The organism is Nostoc sp. DedQUE08 (assembly GCF_034530895.1).
GTDB lineage: Bacteria > Cyanobacteriota > Cyanobacteriia > Cyanobacteriales > Nostocaceae > Nostoc.
Genome location: NZ_JAVRCD010000002.1, coordinates 1 through 19,074, shown reverse-complemented (window position 1 = coordinate 19,074; position 19,074 = coordinate 1). Strand labels below are relative to the sequence as shown.

At 42.2% G+C, this 19,074-nt stretch carries 14 protein-coding genes; 10 read left to right on the top strand and 4 right to left on the bottom strand.

All coding sequences use genetic code 11. The features are described 5' to 3' along the window. Positions 1-84 precede the first annotated feature (84 nt). From RMY64_RS01390 to RMY64_RS01375, 4 genes are all read right to left on the bottom strand, one after another. Entirely contained in the window at positions 85-1,437 is a 1,353-nt protein-coding gene (locus RMY64_RS01390) for an efflux RND transporter periplasmic adaptor subunit (RefSeq protein WP_322699100.1), read from the bottom strand. Between the two features lie 133 nt (positions 1,438-1,570). Further along, positions 1,571-1,768, bottom strand: a complete 198-nt coding sequence (locus tag RMY64_RS01385) for a hypothetical protein (protein ID WP_322699099.1) — start codon at positions 1,766-1,768, stop codon at positions 1,571-1,573. 224 nt (positions 1,769-1,992) lie between these two features. After that, positions 1,993-5,409, bottom strand: a complete 3,417-nt coding sequence (locus tag RMY64_RS01380) for an efflux RND transporter permease subunit (protein WP_322699098.1) — start codon at positions 5,407-5,409, stop codon at positions 1,993-1,995. 124 nt (positions 5,410-5,533) lie between these two features. After that, positions 5,534-6,085 carry a PadR family transcriptional regulator gene (locus RMY64_RS01375; RefSeq protein WP_322699097.1) on the bottom strand — a complete coding sequence of 184 codons (552 nt, stop codon included), beginning with the start codon at positions 6,083-6,085 and terminating at the stop codon, positions 5,534-5,536. A gap of 850 nt (positions 6,086-6,935) precedes the next feature. On the opposite strand from RMY64_RS01375, the gene RMY64_RS01370 reads away from it, so the two are divergent. The 10 genes from RMY64_RS01370 (at position 6,936) to RMY64_RS01325 (ending at position 18,782) form a co-directional block, all read left to right on the top strand. Continuing rightward, positions 6,936-7,436 carry a hypothetical protein gene (locus RMY64_RS01370; protein ID WP_322699096.1) on the top strand — a complete coding sequence of 167 codons (501 nt, stop codon included), beginning with the start codon at positions 6,936-6,938 and terminating at the stop codon, positions 7,434-7,436. 90 nt (positions 7,437-7,526) lie between these two features. Next, positions 7,527-8,345: a PD-(D/E)XK nuclease family protein gene (locus tag RMY64_RS01365; protein WP_322699095.1), complete on the top strand. Its 819-nt coding sequence runs from the start codon at positions 7,527-7,529 to the stop codon at positions 8,343-8,345. A 200-nt stretch (positions 8,346-8,545) separates the two neighbouring features. Further along, positions 8,546-9,187 carry a GNAT family N-acetyltransferase gene (locus RMY64_RS01360; RefSeq protein WP_322672438.1) on the top strand — a complete coding sequence of 214 codons (642 nt, stop codon included), beginning with the start codon at positions 8,546-8,548 and terminating at the stop codon, positions 9,185-9,187. Between the two features lie 202 nt (positions 9,188-9,389). Then, entirely contained in the window at positions 9,390-11,441 is a 2,052-nt protein-coding gene (locus tag RMY64_RS01355) for an amylo-alpha-1,6-glucosidase (protein WP_322699094.1), read from the top strand. Positions 11,442-11,580: 139 nt separating this feature from the next. Continuing rightward, entirely contained in the window at positions 11,581-12,552 is a 972-nt protein-coding gene (locus RMY64_RS01350; protein WP_322699093.1) for a glutathione S-transferase family protein, read from the top strand. Between the two features lie 86 nt (positions 12,553-12,638). Continuing rightward, positions 12,639-13,094, top strand: a complete 456-nt coding sequence (locus tag RMY64_RS01345; protein ID WP_322672435.1) for a VOC family protein — start codon at positions 12,639-12,641, stop codon at positions 13,092-13,094. 221 nt (positions 13,095-13,315) lie between these two features. After that, complete coding sequence (locus RMY64_RS01340) at positions 13,316-16,012, top strand: MGH1-like glycoside hydrolase domain-containing protein (protein WP_322699092.1); 2,697 nt, start codon at positions 13,316-13,318, stop codon at positions 16,010-16,012. A gap of 405 nt (positions 16,013-16,417) precedes the next feature. Beyond that, the gene (locus RMY64_RS01335) at positions 16,418-17,842 is read left to right on the top strand and encodes a HAMP domain-containing sensor histidine kinase (protein ID WP_322699091.1); all 1,425 of its coding nucleotides are present in this window, start codon (positions 16,418-16,420) and stop codon (positions 17,840-17,842) included. Further along, positions 17,839-18,513, top strand: a complete 675-nt coding sequence (locus tag RMY64_RS01330; protein ID WP_322686757.1) for a response regulator transcription factor — start codon at positions 17,839-17,841, stop codon at positions 18,511-18,513. Before RMY64_RS01335 ends, RMY64_RS01330 begins: the two co-directional genes overlap by 4 nt. Before the next feature lie 56 nt (positions 18,514-18,569). Next, entirely contained in the window at positions 18,570-18,782 is a 213-nt protein-coding gene (locus RMY64_RS01325) for a CopG family transcriptional regulator (protein WP_094351406.1), read from the top strand. Positions 18,783-19,074: the final 292 nt, after the last annotated feature.

Here is a 19,074-nt window from a genome sequence, read left to right as displayed (position 1 = left end):
CTTACGTCAAATTCTCCCCTCCCCGCCGGCGGGGAGGGGTTGGGGGTGGGGTGTTAGGGGACTTTTGCAAGAGGTCTATTGAGTCTACTTTTTTTCTGCAACTGGCTGCACACGCAAACCCTCTGTCTCATCAACCGTAGGAGTGGCAATGAGCGATTCATTTCCTGTCAGACCTGATGTAATTTCTACTTCAGTACCATAATCTCGCCCAACGGCCACTTTTTGATAATGCACTGTATGGTCTTTGGTTACAGTTGCTACCTGCGTACCTCCGGCATTAACAACTAAGGCACTATCCGGCACAACAAAAGGAGGATTAGTGCGGTTAATGGCAAATCTGACATTGGCATACATCCCAGGTCGCAGCGTCGCGTCTGAATTGTGTACTTCTAATTGTGTCAGCAAAGTACGAGTAGTTGGGTCTATAGCGTTGCTAGTACGCACTACTTTACCCGTAAACACTCGTTGGGGTAACTCTTTGACTGTAATTTGTGCTGTTTGTCCAGTTTGAAGTGACTGTGATAAACTTTGGGGAACACTCACATTTACCTTTAGATTGTCATAAGCAGCAATCGTATAAAGGCTGCTATTGCTAGTGTTAGTGTTGCTGGTACTGCTACTGGTGTTGCCATTACCTGCTGAAATTAAAACACCTGTATTGACATTACGTGCAGTAATCACTCCGGCAAAAGGAGCAGTGACTTTCTTATAAGACTGCAAAACAGTATTACGCTGGAAGTTTGCTTGACTTGCGTAGGCGTTAGCTTGTGCTGCTTTGATGTTGGCAGAATCGGAATTAATAGTGTTTTGTGCTGCCTCAACGCTGGCGAGATTAGCTTGATATGTAGCATATTTTGTATCTGCATCTTGTTGAGGTACTGCACCTTCTTTGACAAGAACTTGCCAGCGCTGCCAGCTCTGACGGGCGATCAATAAATTAGCGCGGGCTTGCTTCAAATCAGAAACACTTTTAGCTAAATTAGCACGAGTTTGAGATACATTGGCTTGTGCTTGCACTACCTCTGCCTTCGCTTGCAGAACTTGCTGATCGGTGTCTGGTGAATCAATTTCTGCCAACAACTGACCGGCTCGGACGCGATCGCCAATATCTGCATACCACCGCCGTAAATACCCAGTACTGCGAGCGTAGATGGTCGTTTGATTCTGGGCTACAACACTGCCAGGTAGTTCCAGTTTCGTAGCACCAGTAGCGCGACGGGGAGCGATTACGTTAACAGAGGGTACTGTGCTTGCTTCCTTGACTGCTGCTTGTAATTCTGACTTTTGGCTTAATCGGGGTAGAATACCTATCGCCAGTAGGCTACCAAAAAAAACAGCACCAATTATACCCCAACCAATACCACCGATGCCGCGCCTGTGTTTTCTAGAAGTCGTTTGTTGTTCAGAATCAGGAGATGGACGATGCTGAGAATCCATAGGTAAACTGTCCTGTATTATCTAATTTGCAGAAATTTAGCAGCTAGAGTCATTACCATTATTAGACTTCTTGCAGAAGTACCATTCAGGTAAGGGGTAAAGGGGAAAGCAGCTTAGAAAAAACCTTTTTCCTTTAACCTTTTCCCTTTCCCCTACGGTGTATACACAAGTTTTTGACCTGCACCTTAATTGCATTGGCTTGCACCTTTATTGCATCGACTTGCACCTTTATTGCATCGACTTGCACCTTTATTGCATCGACTTGCACCTTTGTTGCATTGACCTGCACCTTTATTGCATTGACCTGCACCTTTGTTGCATTGACCTGCAAAAATTAATCTTCCCTACGTTACGTAGTAACTTTAACGTGAGTTCGACAGACCTCTCCCTCCCAGCCTCCCTCTCCTAAAAGGCGAGGGAGGAGTAATGAGATTAGAGGGTTTTTGCTCCCCTCTCCTACGAGGAGAGGGGCTGGGGGAGAGGTCAAAATAGCACTCGTCGAACTCACGTTAACTTTAAAAGATTTATGTGTACACCGTAGCTCCTAAAATATGTCTATGACTTGCCTTGAGATGATGACAACGAATATGCTGTCCGTGAATCGGAGAAATTTAAATCGTCATCATCCTCATCAATAAGACGAGGTGGTTGACGCCGCATAATGCTGTATACAACAGGTACAAAGATGAGAGTAGCGACTGTTGCAGCTGACAAGCCGCCAATTACGGCGCGACCCAAGGGTGCATTCTGTTCGCCACCTTCACCAAGACCTAGAGACATTGGCACCATCCCGATCAGCATGGCTAAGGCAGTCATCAACACCGGACGCAACCTTGTATAACCTGCCGCTAGGGCTGCTTTATAGGCATTTTCCCCTTCTACACGTTGCTCATTCGCAAAAGTAATCATTAAAATACTGTTCGATGTCGCTACACCTATACTCATAATTGCACCCATTAACGAAGGGACGCTTAGAGTGGTGCGGGTGACAAACAGCATCCAAATGATCCCTGCTAAGGCACTTGGTAGCGCCATCATAATAATCAGGGGATCGAGCCAAGATTGGAAGTTCACTACCATTAAGCAGTAAACCAACACAATTGCAAACACAAGTCCTAAACCAAGCCCCAGAAAGGAAGAGTTCATCGTTTGCACTTGCCCTCGGACATTAATCTGACTTCCCTTAGGCAATTTTTTCTGATAATCAGCGATAATTCGATTGACATCGCCGGCAACTCCCCCCAGATCGCGACCAGAGGCGTTAGCGTAGATATCGAAAACTGGCTGAATGTTGTAGTGATTCACAACTTGCATCACTGTGTCGCGTTTGACACTAGCTAAGTTACCTAAAAGCTGAGGTGTAGTTTGACCATTGCCAACTGGTGTATTTTTTAGACTATCAATAGAGTCAAGTTTATATTGGGGAACTTGTACAGCCAGGGTGTAACTCACGCCTTTTTTGGGATCGAGCCATTGGTTGATTGCAGCTTGACCGCTTGAACTTAAGGAAGTGAGGACGCTATTGGCAACATCACGCTGGGTCATACCCAATTGTTGAGCCTCGGTGCGATCGACATCAAGACGTAATTTGGGAGCATCAACAACTTGTTGGAGATGTACATCTACAGCCCCAGGAATACGCGTCATCCGCGCCGCGATTTGTTGGGCAATTTCAAAGTTAGCTTTTGAGTTTTTCAGAGGGCCAGATATTTGCACGTCAACAGCAGCAGGCAAACCGAAATTGAGAATTTGAGTCACAATATCAGCCGGCTCAAAAAAGAAGGTGTAGCTGGGAAATGTCGCTTTCAATTTCTGGCGGAGTTCCTTGACGTAAGAAAAAGTTTCACCAGATTCTTTTAGGGAGACAAGAATATCAGCATCAGCCTGTCCAATTGTCGCGCCGTTGTAGCCATAAGTAAGGTTAATGCCACTGGTGGGTAAGCCGATGTTATCCAGAATTAGAGCGAGATTATCCTTCGGTACAGTTTGGCGGATAACGCCTTCAACTTGGCTGACAATTTTTTCTGTCTCTTCCAAACGAGTACCAGGTAAGGCTCGAACATGGAGGCTAAACTGACCACCATCGACTTCCGGGAAAAAATCTTGACCGACGAACGGCAACAAAACTCCGGCACTGACGATAAATGCACCAAATAGCACAAAGACTATGCGACGGTGATTTAATGCTGAGGCTAGGACGTTGTAGTACCAACTGCGAAATTTCTCAAATTGTCGGTTAAACTTTTCGTGTAGCCGCCATATCCAATCTTTCTTCACAGATTTGGCAGTTGTCGTTGCTGCTTCTTCTGCCTGGTGGTGGTTGTTGTTACCATTATGGTGAACTGGCGAATCTAAATGATGGTCGCGATTATCATGGATTTCGACTAGCGAATGGCTGTGGTGGTTATCGCGACCATTGTTATTTTGAACTGGCGAATCTAGATGATGGTTGTTATTACCATTATGCTCCTCGTTTTCTCTATGCCAGTCTGCTTCGGATGGTAAAAGATAGCTTGCCATTGTCGGGACTACAGTCCGAGATAGCACATAAGAAGCAAGCATCCCAAATACTACCGCCATCGCTAGGGGGACAAATAGGTACTTTGCTACTCCACTGAGAAACACAACCGGCACAAAGACAATACAAATACATAATGTTGCTACAAGTGCTGGAGTAGCGATTTGCTGCGCCCCATCTAAGATTGCTCGCTTGATGGGTTTACCTTGTCCGAGATTTCGGTGGATATTTTCAATTTCGACTGTGGCATCATCTACCAGAATCCCAACAGCTAAGGACAAACCACCTAAAGTCATGATGTTGAAAGTTTGTCCCAAACGACTCATCACGATAATTGAAACTAGCATCGAGAGAGGAATCGATACGGCTACAATTAAAGTGCTGCGCCAACTTCCCAGGAAAATTAAAATCATCAACGCAGTGAGACACCCGGCAATCAATCCTTCTTTAAGAACGCCTTCGATAGAAGCTTTCACAAATATAGATTGATCGAACAAAAATGATAAATTCAGTTCTGGGGGCAAGGTGGATTGGATGCGAGGCAAAGTTTTTTTGACTCGCTCGATCACATCAATGGTTGAGGCATTACCACTCTTCAGGATACTAAGTAAGCTCGATCGCCTCCCATTCTGACGTACAATGTTCGATTGCACACCAAAGCCATCTCTTACCTGCGCGACATCACGAATGGAAATGACAGTACCATTAACTTGCTTAATTGGCAAGTCATTGAGGGCTGCCACCACATTTGGACTATTGTTGATTTGTACGGCGAAGTCGCGATCGCCTATTTTCATATCACCTGCCGGCAAAACCAGATTTTGGGCACTGACAGCATTAGTCACATCTTGGGCAGAAATGCCATTAGCCAACATCGCTTGGGGATCGATATCAACCATAATTTGCCGAGGTTTACCACCATAAGGCAGAGGTACACTCGCGCCTTGCACTGTGGCTAATTGGGTGCGGACGAAGTTGGTAGCATAGTCGAAGAGTGCTTCTTCCGGCAAGGTTTTGCTACTGACACTCATCTGGATAATCGGCACCGAAGAAGCGTTGTATTGAATGATGAATGGCGGTGTAATCCCAGGTGGCAAAGGGCGGAGAATTGTTTGGCTGACAGATGTAATTTGAGCAACTGCTGAGGCGATATTAGCGTTGGGTTGGAAAAAAACCTTGACGACACTAACACCACTCAAAGATTGAGACTCAATGTGTTCGATGTCACCAACAGTTGTTGTCATGGCGCGTTCGCTAATGGTGACGATCCGCTGTGCCATTTCCTCAGATGTCGTACCAGTGTAAGTCCAAACTACGCTGACAACCGGAATGTTAATTGCGGGAAAAATGTCAACTGGTGTACTAAATATCGTCACTACACCCAGGATCACAATCATCAAAGCGGCGATCGCGAATGTATACGGAAGACGTAAAGCAATTTTGACGATCCACATAGTTAGTTAGGATACTTCAAAAGTTTTTTGGGTTAAAGCTGTTTTACTTAGCACTGGCTCAACGCCTCGCTATCCATGTACAGCACTCAGCACGGGCTAAACGCCCCGCTATCGCTAACAGCACTCAGTACTCAGCACTCTTGATTGAGGTTGGCGTTTGAGCTAATTGAAGTTGTTCTGTTTGGAGTTGCTCAACTAGCCACTCAATCTCCGATTTGATGACTTGAACTGCCCGTTTTTGCACTTTCGCTTGATATAAATCATCAGTAACTTCCAGTGCTTTTTTCTCTGCAAGGCGTAACTGACATAACATCAATCGATGTTCGATTAACTGGACTCGTTCTTCGGGTAATAAATGGCTAAAGAAAAAAAATTTGATAAAGAATCGCGATCGCGCATTTACCCAGCTTTCATGAGGATATGCCAACATCTCTTGATACCAAGTGTTTTTGCCGAGGGGTGTAATCTCATATACCTTTCCACAATGTCCACCTTCTTCTCCTTGTTCTGCACATAAAATCACTTCACCTTGTTCTTCCATGCGCTTCAGCAGAGGATAAATCGCGCCATAGTTGACACAAATACTGCAACTCATAAACATCTCTAGTTGCTGTTTGAGCCGATAACCGTTTAATGGTTCTCGCTGTAATAGACCTAATACTGCCAACTTCAGCATTTTGATATATCAATCTGATATGTCGATCAACAATATCAAATTGAGCTTTTTTAGCCAAGTACCCAAGGTTCAATTGTCAGCATTCTCTGTCATACCGTAAAGGCCAAGCCGCATAAGTTACCTGTGGGCTAGTTACGAGCGAGTGAGATGCACACCTCACAATAGGTAGGTAAAAGGGACTGGGGACTGGGGATTAGGGATTAGGGATTGGGTGTCAAATCGAAAAATTATGGTGGGGGCTTTTTCTCACCACCAAATTTTAAAAAACTTTTTCCCAGTCCCCAGTCCCCAATACCCAGCTGTTTAAATAATTTTCTCTACAGTTTGAGTAAGTAACTTAGTTACTGATAGTTACTTGACTTAGAAACTAAGTGACTTTATAGTTAGTAGTAGAAACCGCGGTAACCTAGTAGGTTAAGGGTGAATTAAAAGGAACTTAGTGAGTAAGACATAAAGGCAAAGACTGGAGCTGTAAATTCTGAAACAGGCAATTTGTATACAAGTTACCTGTAGGAATTTCGAGGGTTCAATGTGCGTAGTACGCCTTCTATGCAATTACGCGCATTGAGCGCCTAATTTTTGATATCCAGATTGTCCTGGAAATTCATCAAAGAGCTTAATTTTTCATCATCTGCAAATATCAAGACCACCTTTGATTGGTATTCCCACTCCACTCAGGAGTAGGACTTTTGTCTACCTTGATTTAGTGGGAGCAAAGCTGTGGAGAATTCGCTGTTTCTTTAGTGTGGTCGGGGGAGGGCAAACTGCTACCTAGATTCAACTTTCAAAACAGGAAAAAAACTATGAAACCCAGTCTCAAAGATAACGATAATCTGTTGTTCAGGTGGTTTTGTATAGGACTCAAATATTTTCTGCTGGGGCTGCTGGGGCTGGGAATAGCCTTTGTTGTGTCTCACACTTTGGGGGCAAATGCAATAGTTGGGATGCTTTTATCCGCAAGTCTACGATCGTGGGTTACGAAGATAGCGATTTTCCTAGTCTGTCTATTTGCGATCGCTATGATCTTCGAGTCTTGGGGTTAAGGCTCATACTGACCATAAATAGCCTTTCGCTGAGTGAAGTCAGCCAAAGGCTTCGTAACTTTTCACTTGGAGATCGTATCATGTCTAACAACAACAACGGCTCTGGAGTAGAAACATTTTCGCCACTTTTAGTAATCTTAGTGGCAGGGTCAATTTCTTTGGCGATCGTTAACAAAGCTAATCACCCAGCATATTTTGACATCGTTAAAATAGCTATAGCCTACAGCTTTGGCTCAATCAAGTCTCAAGAAAAAAGTAAGCATTCCGACGATCGCCAGGATGAGGTAGATCGAGACGAGTTGAAATAGCAGATGTAAAAGCAGTAAAAAATACCTGTTTTTTACAGATAGTCTGCCAAAGGTGAGTTGCAGATTATAATTTACTTCTAAAATAGAAGAATGCTGTCAACTCCCACTCAACTATTGCGACTGTCTCAAGGACAACTTAACTTACTAGAAGCTTGTCCGCGTAAATTTCAACATACCTATCTCGAAAAACTTAATTCTCCCTCAAATCCAGAACAAGAAGAACGGCTAACTTTGGGTAGTCGTTTTCACTTGCTAATGCAACAGCGAGAAATGGGTTTGCCAATTGATAGTTTCCTGGAAGCAGATGCTCAACTGCAAAGCTGGATGCTAGGTTTTGCCGATGCAGCGCCAGAAATTTTAACGGCTGCATCTGATAATCAAACTTTCCGTGAAAGCGAACACTATCGGACTCTGCAAGTTCAGGATTATTTGCTCACAGTTATCTATGATTTATTGATTGCAGATAACCAACAAGCGCAAATTCTCGACTGGAAAACTTATCCTAAACCACCCAACAAACGCAAGTTAGAATCAAACTGGCAAACACGGCTTTATATGTATGTCTTGGCAGAAACTAGCGATTATTTGCCAGAAAAGATTTCTATGACTTATTGGTTTGTCCAATCTGAGGGCAAACCGCAAAATATTAAATTTAATTACAGTACTGCTCAACACGCACAAACAGGAAAGAAACTTAATCAACTATTAAGTCAGTTAACTCATTGGTTGGAAAATTATCAAAATAACCAGCAGTTTCCCCAAGTGGTGGAGGGTAGCAAAAACTGTGATTATTGTCAGTTTGCCAAACGGTGCGATGCCTACGACGGTAAACTACGCACACAAGCAACTGAAGAAGCTGTGAAAGACTCATTGCCAAATTTTGACAGTATTCAAGAAGTCTCACTTTGATTTTATCCGCAGGATTTGGTTGCTAAAACAGATTCCTTATATCTGTAGAGTATTGTGGAAAATTAAAAAGTAATGTAAAGTCCTTTTTCTAACTCTAAAACATTTGAAAGCATTTTGATTTAAAAAGCTAGATTCGGTAAATGCTCTTTTTTTTCATTCAACAACATATCTATAGTAAATAAATCACAATTTCTAAATTTATGTCAACTTTTGATGAAACTGAAGCAATTTATGTACGCGAATTAGGAATTGATGACATTGCTCCCGTTTACCACTTGGGAGAAGGGTTATTTACCAGCGATTTATACCCTTATTTATACCGGACCTGGGATGAATGGGAAGTGATTGGACTTTATAACACCGATCCAGAATACTGTCTTGTGGCTGAAACAGACGGGGAACTAGCAGGATTCGTTTTGGGAACTATCATCACCAAAGCATCCTGGACTTATGGATATATTTTATGGCTGGGAGTTAGTCCGAAGTATCAGCGTCGGGGAGTTGCAGACAAGTTGGTTGATAAAGTCGTCGCTCGGATGATTGAAGATGGGGCGCGGTTTATGCTGGTAGATACTGACCCCACCAATACTTCAGCATTAAAGTTTTTTAACCGCAAAGGTTTTGGTAATATCCGCCAGCATATTTTTTTGTCGATGAATTTAAGCAAGCATGAATATTATGGCAGATTGATTGATTACGAACACCAAAAAGCTGAAAGAGCAGGTTATAGGCGATCGCGTCCAGCAATTCGTGCCCGTAAAGCTGATAGTGTAGCAAATGAAGTCGTCCTCAATCCTCTAGTGAGTGAATCTCAAATAACTGAGGATCAATCCCCAATCTAACAAAAGTTAGGAGTTAGGAGTTTGGCGGCTCTCTTATCAACTTTTAATACCACTCTCAGTATAGGAGAGAATTCATAATTGATAATCCAGATATTGATTGCCAGAAAGAGTGTTAACCGAAACAGACTCATGATACAGAACAACTAAATTTATGGGAATTGTTAATTTTCAATTTTGAATTTAGAGCAAAGTGGTGTGACTTATGTGTATAGAATTTGGGCGAGAAATCTGCGGCAATCTTGACATTGCAGAATCGCGGGAGTGGTTAGTTACTAACGGTATTGGTGGTTACGCCTCTGGGACTGTGGCTGGTTTATTGACTCGCCGCTATCACGGACTATTGGTAGCAGCATTGAAACCACCTTTGGGTCGCACTTTAATGCTGACAAAACTAGATGAAACTGTATTGTATGGCGTTAGCGCAGCTCCTTTGCAGGAGGCTCGCTCTTATTCTCTAGACACTAATCGTTGGGCAGATGGTATTGTCAGTCCGCACGGTTATCAGCATATTGAACGTTTTTCTCTAGAAGGTACAATTCCTGTATGGCGTTTTGCTATTGCCGATGCCTTATTAGAAAAACGGGTGTGGATGCAACAAGGCGCTAATACAACTTATGTTCAGTATACTTTGCGTCGTGCCACCCAACCGCTAAAGTTGAGGCTCAAAGCAATAGTCAACTACCGCGATTATCACAGCGATACTCAAAGCAATGGTTGGCAGATGTCTGTTGACGAGGTGGAACAGGGGATTTGTGTAACTGCTTATCCGGGTGCTGTACCACTATATCTACTGAGTGATTCACCTAAAGGCGATGCCTACGGCGGCAAGCTACGCAGCATTTCACGTGTTAGTACATCTGTTGTTCATAATTGGTATCATGGCTTTGACTTGGCAGTTGAACGCTATCGGGGATTGAGAGATCGAGAAGACCACCTCCACGCCGCCACTTTTGAAGTTACACTGAATCCTGGGGAAGCGATCGCATTTGTAGCCAGCACAGAAAAACAACCAAATCTCAACGGTGAAGCTGCACTCAAGTTACGTCGCGCTCAAGAGCAGAAGTTAACAGGATTTTGGAAAACTAATCGACCCCTGAAAATTAAAGAATCACCTAGCTGGATCGACCATCTAGTACTAGCTGCTGACCAGTTTATTGTCGATCGCTCATTGCCAGAAGACCCCTACGGCAAAACCATCATCGCTGGTTATCACTGGTTTAGCGACTGGGGACGCGACACCATGATTAGTTTACCTGGTTTGACAATTTCCACTGGTCGTCCAGAGGTAGCACGCTCAATTCTTCGCACCTTTGCCAGATACGTAGACCAGGGAATGTTACCTAATCGCTTTCCCGATGCGGGCGAGCAACCAGAATATAATACAGTCGATGCCACACTTTGGTACTTTGAAGCAGTCCGCGCTTACTACAGCGCTACAGAGGATGATACTTTGCTAAGTGAACTTTTTCCCATACTTGCAGACATCATTGATTGGCACTGTCGCGGTACACGCTACAATATTCATCTCGATGCCGCCGATGGCTTACTTTATGCAGGCGTTGCAGGCGTACAACTGACCTGGATGGATGCCAAAGTTGATGATTGGGTAGTTACGCCCCGAATTGGCAAACCGATTGAAGTTAATGCCCTCTGGTATAATGCTTTACGGACAATGGCAAAGTTTGCCCGTCAGCTTGGTAAACCACACCAAGAGTATGAAGCAATGGCAGAGCGGGCAAAGTATAGATTTTCTCGCTTCTGGAATGAAGAGACAGGTTATTGCTATGACGTTTTAGACAGTCCTGATGGTGATGATGGGTTGCTACGTCCTAACCAAATATTTGCTGTGTCATTACCAGAAAGTCCGCTCACACCTGTCCAGCAGAAGGGTGTGGTGGAAGCTTGCGGGCGATCGCTGCTGACTTCTTATGGATTGCGATCGCTTTCCCCCGATCGTCCTCAATATCAGGGAGAATACGGTGGCAATCAGTATCAACGTGATGGAGCTTACCATCAGGGAACCGTCTGGGGTTGGTTGTTGGGGCCGTTCGTCTTAGCACACCTGCGCGTCTACAAAAATCCCGAACAAGCTCGTCAATTTTTGGAACCAATGGCGAATCATCTCACTGCACGCGGTGTTGGCAGTCTCAGCGAAATTTTTGATGGTGATGCCCCGATGACTCCACGGGGATGTATTGCCCAAGCGTGGACAGTGGCAGAGGTTTTGCGTGCTTGGTTGGCGACAACGAGTTGATAGGCCGAACCGTGGTATATCGGCAAAGTCGATTTTGTCAAGAATTTTTAAGAAATTCACATCCTTCAGAAAAGCAAAGGCGTAATGCTGAAGTAATCCTCAAAAGTTTATAGACACGCCTTAGTGTTAGGAGGAAATTATGCCGTCAGGAATGATGATCGAAGGCAAATGGACAACCAATGGGAATAAATCAGATCCTAGCGGTAAGTTCAAGGAAACGGCGACAACGTTTCGCGATCGCGTCACCGCCGATGGTTCTAGTGGGTTTCAGGCAGAAGCAGGACGCTATCACCTCTACATTTCCTTAGCCTGTCCGTGGGCGCATCGCACTTTAATTATGCGAGAAATCAAAGGTTTGAATGATGCAATCTCAGTCTCTATCGTCGATCCGATTATGAGCGACAAGGGATGGATGTTTTCTGAAGCACCGGGAGCTATTCCTGACTGGGTGAATCACACTCAATATTTGCAAGAGATTTATCTGAAAGCCGATCCCAAATACACAGGACGAGTTACTGTTCCGGTATTGTGGGATAAGCAAACTCAAACAATCGTCAATAACGAATCTCGCGAAATCATGCGGATGTTTGATGTAGAGTTTGGGGAATTGGCAACACAAAAAATAGACTTATACCCACGCGACTTACAGCATCAGATTGATCAAACGATCGATGCAATCTATCTGCCAATCAATGTTGGTGTATATCGCGCTGGTTTTGCGACTTCGCAAGCAGCCTATGAAGATGCGGTAACTGAACTCTTCGAGAGTTTAGATCGATGGGAAGCGATTCTCAGCCAGCAACGATATTTATGCGGCAATCAACTTACTGAAGCCGATATTTGTATGTTTGTTACTCTGTATCGCTTCGATTCAGTGTATTACGGTCACTTTAAGTGTAATTTGCGGCGAATTATCGACTATCCAAATCTCTGGAATTATCTACTAGACCTATATCAGCGTCAGCCATTCAAAGCGACTTGCAATTTAGACTATACCAAGCGCGGCTATTACATGAGCATGACTGATATTAATCCAAATCGAATTGTGCCGAAGGGGCCGATGGTTGATTTTGAGCAACAGCACGATCGCGTAGGCGTAAGCCCGTTGTAGACATCGCTTCACTAAGGCGTTTCGTAAAGAAGTTATCGCTCTCTATTCATAGAAAAGAAATTGCACAATCTAACTGGAGTAACACCATGAGCCTTGTATCAGGTATCCACCATGTTGCAGTGGTGACAGCAGATATCGACCGCTTTATCGACTTCTATACTGATGTATTCGAGATGCCAGTAATCTTTCAAGAGACGACCCCAGCCTTTCGTCACGCACTTCTGCTGGCTGGATCGCAGAGTGTGCTTCACGCAGCAGAGATACCTAATAATGTCCATAGTTCTGGATTGCCGGATATGTTTGCACGGGGACACATCGACCACTTAGCTTTGAATGCTCCAACAGAATCAGCATTTCAGATTATCCGCCGCAAACTCATAGATCGAGGTGTGAGTGATGGCGCGATCGCCGACCTTGGCCCAGTACTTAACTTATCATTTTCCGATCCTGATGGTATGCATATCGAAGTTTGCCTCATCGTCGATGCTTCACTCCAGGGTTTTCACCAACCGCGGCCATATCTAGAGACTATCAACCAATAGGTTGAAGTTACCATTAGCCCCCTTTGCTGTTTGCAGTTAATTAATAGTGCCGATTTCGTCTGCTTATTTTCAACTTGCGATCGTCCGATCGCAAATTTTATTAGTATACCAGTTTTACTATCAATTATTAATTATAACTTCAGCCCTATCTTAGGTAGAAAAAGTATACTCCAGATAGCAAATTAACTGGACTAAAATACAGATATGCATAGGGTGATATTATGACAATTTTAACCCAAGAAGAAATTAGATTAGCAGAAGCCCTAACTCACAAAGCTCATTGGCGCAGATGGGGGCCATATTTAAGCGATCGCCAATGGGGAACGGTGCGCGAAGATTACAGTCACAACGGTACAGCCTGGGACTATTTTACCCACGATCAGGCTCGTTCTCGCGCTTACCGTTGGGGTGAAGATGGCATTGCTGGCATTTCTGATAATCATCAACGACTTTGTTTTGCGATCGCACTTTGGAATGGCGAAGATTCTATTCTCAAAGAAAGATTTTTTGGTCTAACTGGTAGCGAAGGAAATCATGGGGAAGATGTTAAAGAATATTATTTTTATCTAGACAATACTCCTACCCATTCTTATATGAAAGCGCTTTATAAATATCCCCATAAAGCCTTTCCTTACTCCCAATTGGTTGCAGAAAATCAACGCAGAAATCGCCAAGAGCCAGAATTTGAATTACTAGATACAGGTATATTTGATGAAAATCGTTACTTTGATGTCTTTATCGAATATGCCAAAAATGATGCTGAAGATATTCTCATCCAAATAAAAGTAATCAACCGAGGATCGGAAGCAAAAACCCTACACCTATTACCTACTCTCTGGTTTCGTAACACTTGGTGTTGGAATGGAGATATCAACAAACCGACTTTAAAACAAAGCGAATCTGGTAATGGCTTTAATTTAATTGAGGCGTTTCATCCAACTTTAGGTAAAAGATGGCTGTATTGTCAAGAAGCAAACGAAATTCTTTTTACAGAAAACGAAACAAATTATCAGCGATTGTTTGGCTATTCTAATTCGTCTGCCTATGTCAAAGATGGCATTAATGATTACATTGTTCAGGGTAAAAAAGAGGTAATAAATCCAAATAAATTTGGCACTAAAGCATCTGCCGATTATTTGTTGGCAGTTGGTGCAGGTGAAACTAAAATCGTGAAATTGCGATTGAGTGATGTACATAATGTAGTTGAGCCATTTGGCAAAGAATTCGATATAATCTTTTGGAAACGACAACAGGAAGCAAATAAATTTTATCAGCGCGTTACACCATTTTCTCTCAATGAAGATATGCGAAATGTGCAACGACAAGCATTTGCTGGAATGCTGTGGAGTAAACAATATTATCACTATGTTGTAGAGGATTGGTTGAAAGGCGATCGCAATACACCAGCACCACCTCCAGAACGCCAACAAGGGAGAAATCGGGAATGGTTTCATCTCTACAATAAAGATATTCTTTCTATGCCCGATAAGTGGGAATATCCGTGGTTTGCAGCTTGGGATTTGGCATTTCATACTATTCCTTTGGCTATGATCGATCCTGATTTTGCTAAGTATCAATTGGATGTTTTAACACGGGAATGGTATATGCATCCTAACGGGCAAATTCCTGCTTATGAATGGGCTTTTGGTGATGTTAATCCACCTGTTCACGCTTGGGCAACTTGGCGAATTTACAAGATTGAGCAGAAGATTTACGGACGAACAGATAGACAGTTTTTAGAAAGGGTATTTCAGAAACTAATGCTCAATTTTACCTGGTGGGTAAATCGCAAAGATACTCAGGGTAATAACGTCTTTCAAGGTGGATTTCTCGGTTTAGATAATATTGGCGTATTTGACCGCAGCGCAGCTTTACCTACTGGCGGACATATTGACCAATCTGATGGTACGAGTTGGATGGGAATGTATTGTTTAAATATGTTAGCGATCGCTTTAGAATTAGCCAAGACTAATCCTGTTTACGAAGACATTGCTACCAAGTTCTTTGAGCATTTTCTTTACATTGCCGATGCGATGAATAACATCGGCGAAATAGAAGCTAGTTTGTGGAATGATTCCGATGGATTTTATTATGATGTGCTGCATTTACCCGAACGACAAATTACCTTAAAAGTTAGATCAATGGTAGGTTTAATTCCTCTATTTGCCATTGAAACTATTGAACCAGAAACTTTAAAATTGCTTCCTGGTTTTAAAAAGCGATTGGAATGGTTCATCCAAAACCGTCCTGATTTGCGGCAAAATGTGGCTTGTATGGAAACAAAAGGAGTGGGTGCGAGGAGATTACTGGCGATCGTTTCTAGAGATAAGCTCAGAAGTATTCTGCAAAAAATGCTGGATGAAAGCGAGTTTTTTGGCCCTTATGGCATTCGGGCACTTTCGAGATTTCATGCTGAAAATCCTTATATTTTTGATGTTAATGGTTCGCAATTTCGAGTCGATTATGAATCGGCTGAATCTACTAGTGGTTTATTTGGTGGTAACTCTAACTGGCGCGGCCCCGTTTGGTTTCCGGTAAATTTTATCCTAATTGAATCTCTGCAAAAGTTTCATTATTATCTAGGAGACGATTTCAAAGTGGAATGTCCGACAGGTTCAGGTCAAATGATGACACTTTGGGAAATTGCATCAGAATTATCTCAACGATTAACCAGAATTTTCTTGCAAAATTCTTTTGGTAAACGTCCTGTTTATGGTGGAATGCAAAAGTTTCAAAACGATCCACACTGGCAAAATCTGATTTTATTCTATGAGTATTTTCATGGTGATAACGGAGCCGGAATTGGTGCTAGTCATCAAACTGGCTGGACAGGTTTAGTTGCCAAATTAATCCAGCAATTTGGTGAATATGAAGCACAGCATCAAGAACCAGAAATAGAGAAGGATAAAATAAGGTAAGTACATCTAAACCAACTCCTACCTCACCCTCATTCAAAAGACTTGTTATTTGCCTTTATTCTTTCTGGTTAAATAGCAAAATTTACTTTTAATATCTGCGTTCAGTCAAGCTAGAAGTATAAAAAATAGTATTACAAATTTTAAGGTAATTCTCAGCATAAATTAATTTAATTACTAGGAAATGCATTTATATTATTAAATAATAATTCGCGTATTTGAGAGGGCGATGAGATAAAAATATTTAGCAATCTTTTGGTAATAGCTGTACTTTTCCCTGTAGATATGCAACAGAAGTAAGTTAAAATCAGCTATAACTAAAGATGTAACAGTTAACAGCAAGCTCACATTTAGCAGTTTGATTTTATTTTTTAAGATTTATTAAACACCTAAAATGCAACCGGAACAGTGAAGCAAATCATAAAAGTTAGGATAAATATAGATCCATTTTCCTTGCAGTCACGCCTCACGGTTGGTATTGCATCATTTTCAGCTTTGGTATTAGGTAGCCTTGCTACATGGACTAGCTGGAAAATGCAGCAAATTTTAGTTGATAGTCATAAATATAATATAGAAGAAATTGCCAAGCGTTTACCGCAAGATGTGCAAATTTATAGTGAAATGATGCAACCTGAAACTGGGTTGCAAAAGGCTATTAATAATTTAGCAAATACCAATATATTATTATGGCTAAAAAGTCCTGATAATAAAATTGTAGCAAAATCTACCACTTTGGATTTATTATCTGATGCTACGATAGCTGAGTTAATGACTCTGACAAAGATGCCGATTAAACCACAAGTTTACAAAGTAAACCAAAGCTATTTTGTTTTATGTAGTAGTTCTGTGCAAGTGCAGGGTAAGTTATTGGGTGAGTTATTTGTAGTCAAGGATATTACCCGCGAACAGAAAATGTTTATCGTAATGGTGCAGAGTTTAGGTATTACTAGTGCTTTGGCAATTATTGTTTTAACTGCTGCGATCGCATTCTACATTAAGCGTTCTCTGCAACCTTTGCGCCAGCTAAATCAAATGGCTTCTGTGATTTCTGCTGAAGATTTAGGACAAGCACAGCTATATCTTGATAATGCACCCAGTGAAGTTAAAGAATTAGCTCAAACTTTAACCATGCTGTTATCGCGCCTTTCTCAATCATGGGAGCAAGAGCGAGAATTTGTGAGTAATGTTTCCCATGAATTACGCACACCTTTAACGATTGTACATGGTTATTTGCAAAGCGTCTTGCGAAGGCAGAATAACTTAACCAAAACTCAACAAGAAGCTTTAGAAACTGCGGCATCGGAAGCTGAACGCACTATCCGTCTGCTACAAGATTTACTCGATCTAGCACGTGCAGATAGTGGTTACTTATATTTTCAAATAAAATCTTATGTGTTGAATGACTTGGTTGAAGAAGTTGTCATGATGGCAAAAAAATATAGCGATCGCACAATTACAATCGAATCAGAAATTTATCCAATTGAGATCAAAGCAGATTATAGTCGCTTTAAACAAGTATTATTAAATTTAATTGATAATGCCATTAAGTATTCTAATGCTGACACACCCATAATTTTTAAGTTAGCTCGGCTTCAAGATCGGGCTATTATTCAAGTTTGTGACAAAGGTTATGGCATTCCTTTGCAACAGCAAGCACGGATATTTGAGAGATTTTATCGTGTAGATGAATCTCGTTCTCATAATACTGGGGGTTGTGGTTTGGGCTTATCGATTGTTAAGACACTTGTAGAAGGGATGGGGGGTAGTGTCAGTGTGGAATCAAAGTTAAGAGAAGGGAGTATGTTTACAATCAGTTTACCTATATATATATGACAGCACATATCCTTTTGGTGGAAGATGAAGTCAAACTGGCGCGATTTGTCGAATTAGAGCTTAATAGCGAAGGATACCGAGTAAGTGTTGCTCATGATGGCATTGCAGGCTTGACTCTGGCGCGAGACTCCTCACCAGATTTAGCAATTCTGGATTGGATGCTTCCAGGGTTGACGGGTTTAGAAATTTGTCGGCGTTTGCGAACAACAGGTAGTACAGTACCAGTGATTTTGTTGACAGCAAAAGATGAAGTTAGCGATCGCGTCGCCGGATTAGATGCAGGAGCTGATGATTATGTAGTTAAGCCCTTCAGCATTGAGGAACTATTAGCTAGAATTCGCGCTCATCTCCGGCGCACGCAAGAAACAGACGAGGATTTGTTGCAATTTGAAGATTTAAGCTTAAATCGGCGCACTCGTGAAGTATTTCGGGAAAAACGAAGCATTCAGTTAACAGCAAAAGAATTTGACTTATTAGAATATCTCCTTTCACATCCTCGTCAAGTATTTACTAGAGATCAAATTTTAGAGAAAGTTTGGGGTTACGATTTCATGGGTGATTCTAATATTATTGAAGTATATATTCGTTATTTGCGACTCAAGTTAGAAGAAAATAATGAAAGACGTTTGATTCATACAGTCCGTGGTGTAGGCTATGCACTACGGGAGTAATCGTAATGAGTTGGTGATTTCGAGAAAAAGCAACATATTCAAGATAAAAGAAAATTATGAAGAAAAAATGGGCGGTTAAACGACTGACAGTAAATCTCACAACCGAGGAAATGAAGAAACTTGAACAATACTGTACTCTCACAGGAAGACCAGCAACAGATGTAATTCGAGAATTGCTCCGAAGTCTTGAGGTTGACAATGCTGAAAACTCTGAGATGGGAACAGCAGACTCAAAAATCACTGTTGGCAGTTCGTCAAAATCACACTAACTATCGACTCGAATATAGCAGACTTATTGCAGAAGTGGGGTAAGAGGATGTCTGAGAAGTATCAAATATTTCTTGATCCCCCCTAACCCACGCCAGTCGCTCATGGGGGAAACCCCCAAGACCGCGCTGGCTCCCCTTAAAAAAGGGGGGAATAAGAGTCTTAAAGTCCCCCTTATTAAGGGGGATTTATGGGGATCTCCAAGGGTTAGATGTATACAAAAAAAACTTTTCAGACATCCTCTAAACTCGACTTTATCCATTTTTGGCTACGGGTCATCACAAATGTAGGCGA

Excerpts from the sequence above, each read along its gene's own strand:
- RMY64_RS01345 (WP_322672435.1), top strand. The coding sequence starts at position 12,639 with ATGAGCCTTGTATCAGGTATCCACCATGTTGCAGTGGTGACAGCAGAT.
- RMY64_RS01375 (WP_322699097.1), bottom strand. The coding sequence starts at position 6,085 with ATGCTGAAGTTGGCAGTATTAGGTCTATTACAGCGAGAACCATTAAAC.
- RMY64_RS01340 (WP_322699092.1), top strand. The coding sequence starts at position 13,316 with ATGACAATTTTAACCCAAGAAGAAATTAGATTAGCAGAAGCCCTAACT.
- RMY64_RS01365 (WP_322699095.1), top strand. The coding sequence starts at position 7,527 with ATGCTGTCAACTCCCACTCAACTATTGCGACTGTCTCAAGGACAACTT.
- RMY64_RS01390 (WP_322699100.1), bottom strand. The coding sequence starts at position 1,437 with ATGGATTCTCAGCATCGTCCATCTCCTGATTCTGAACAACAAACGACT.
- RMY64_RS01360 (WP_322672438.1), top strand. The coding sequence starts at position 8,546 with ATGTCAACTTTTGATGAAACTGAAGCAATTTATGTACGCGAATTAGGA.
- RMY64_RS01325 (WP_094351406.1), top strand. The coding sequence starts at position 18,570 with ATGAAGAAAAAATGGGCGGTTAAACGACTGACAGTAAATCTCACAACC.
- RMY64_RS01330 (WP_322686757.1), top strand. The coding sequence starts at position 17,839 with ATGACAGCACATATCCTTTTGGTGGAAGATGAAGTCAAACTGGCGCGA.
- RMY64_RS01350 (WP_322699093.1), top strand. The coding sequence starts at position 11,581 with ATGCCGTCAGGAATGATGATCGAAGGCAAATGGACAACCAATGGGAAT.
- RMY64_RS01355 (WP_322699094.1), top strand. The coding sequence starts at position 9,390 with ATGTGTATAGAATTTGGGCGAGAAATCTGCGGCAATCTTGACATTGCA.
- RMY64_RS01380 (WP_322699098.1), bottom strand. The coding sequence starts at position 5,409 with ATGTGGATCGTCAAAATTGCTTTACGTCTTCCGTATACATTCGCGATC.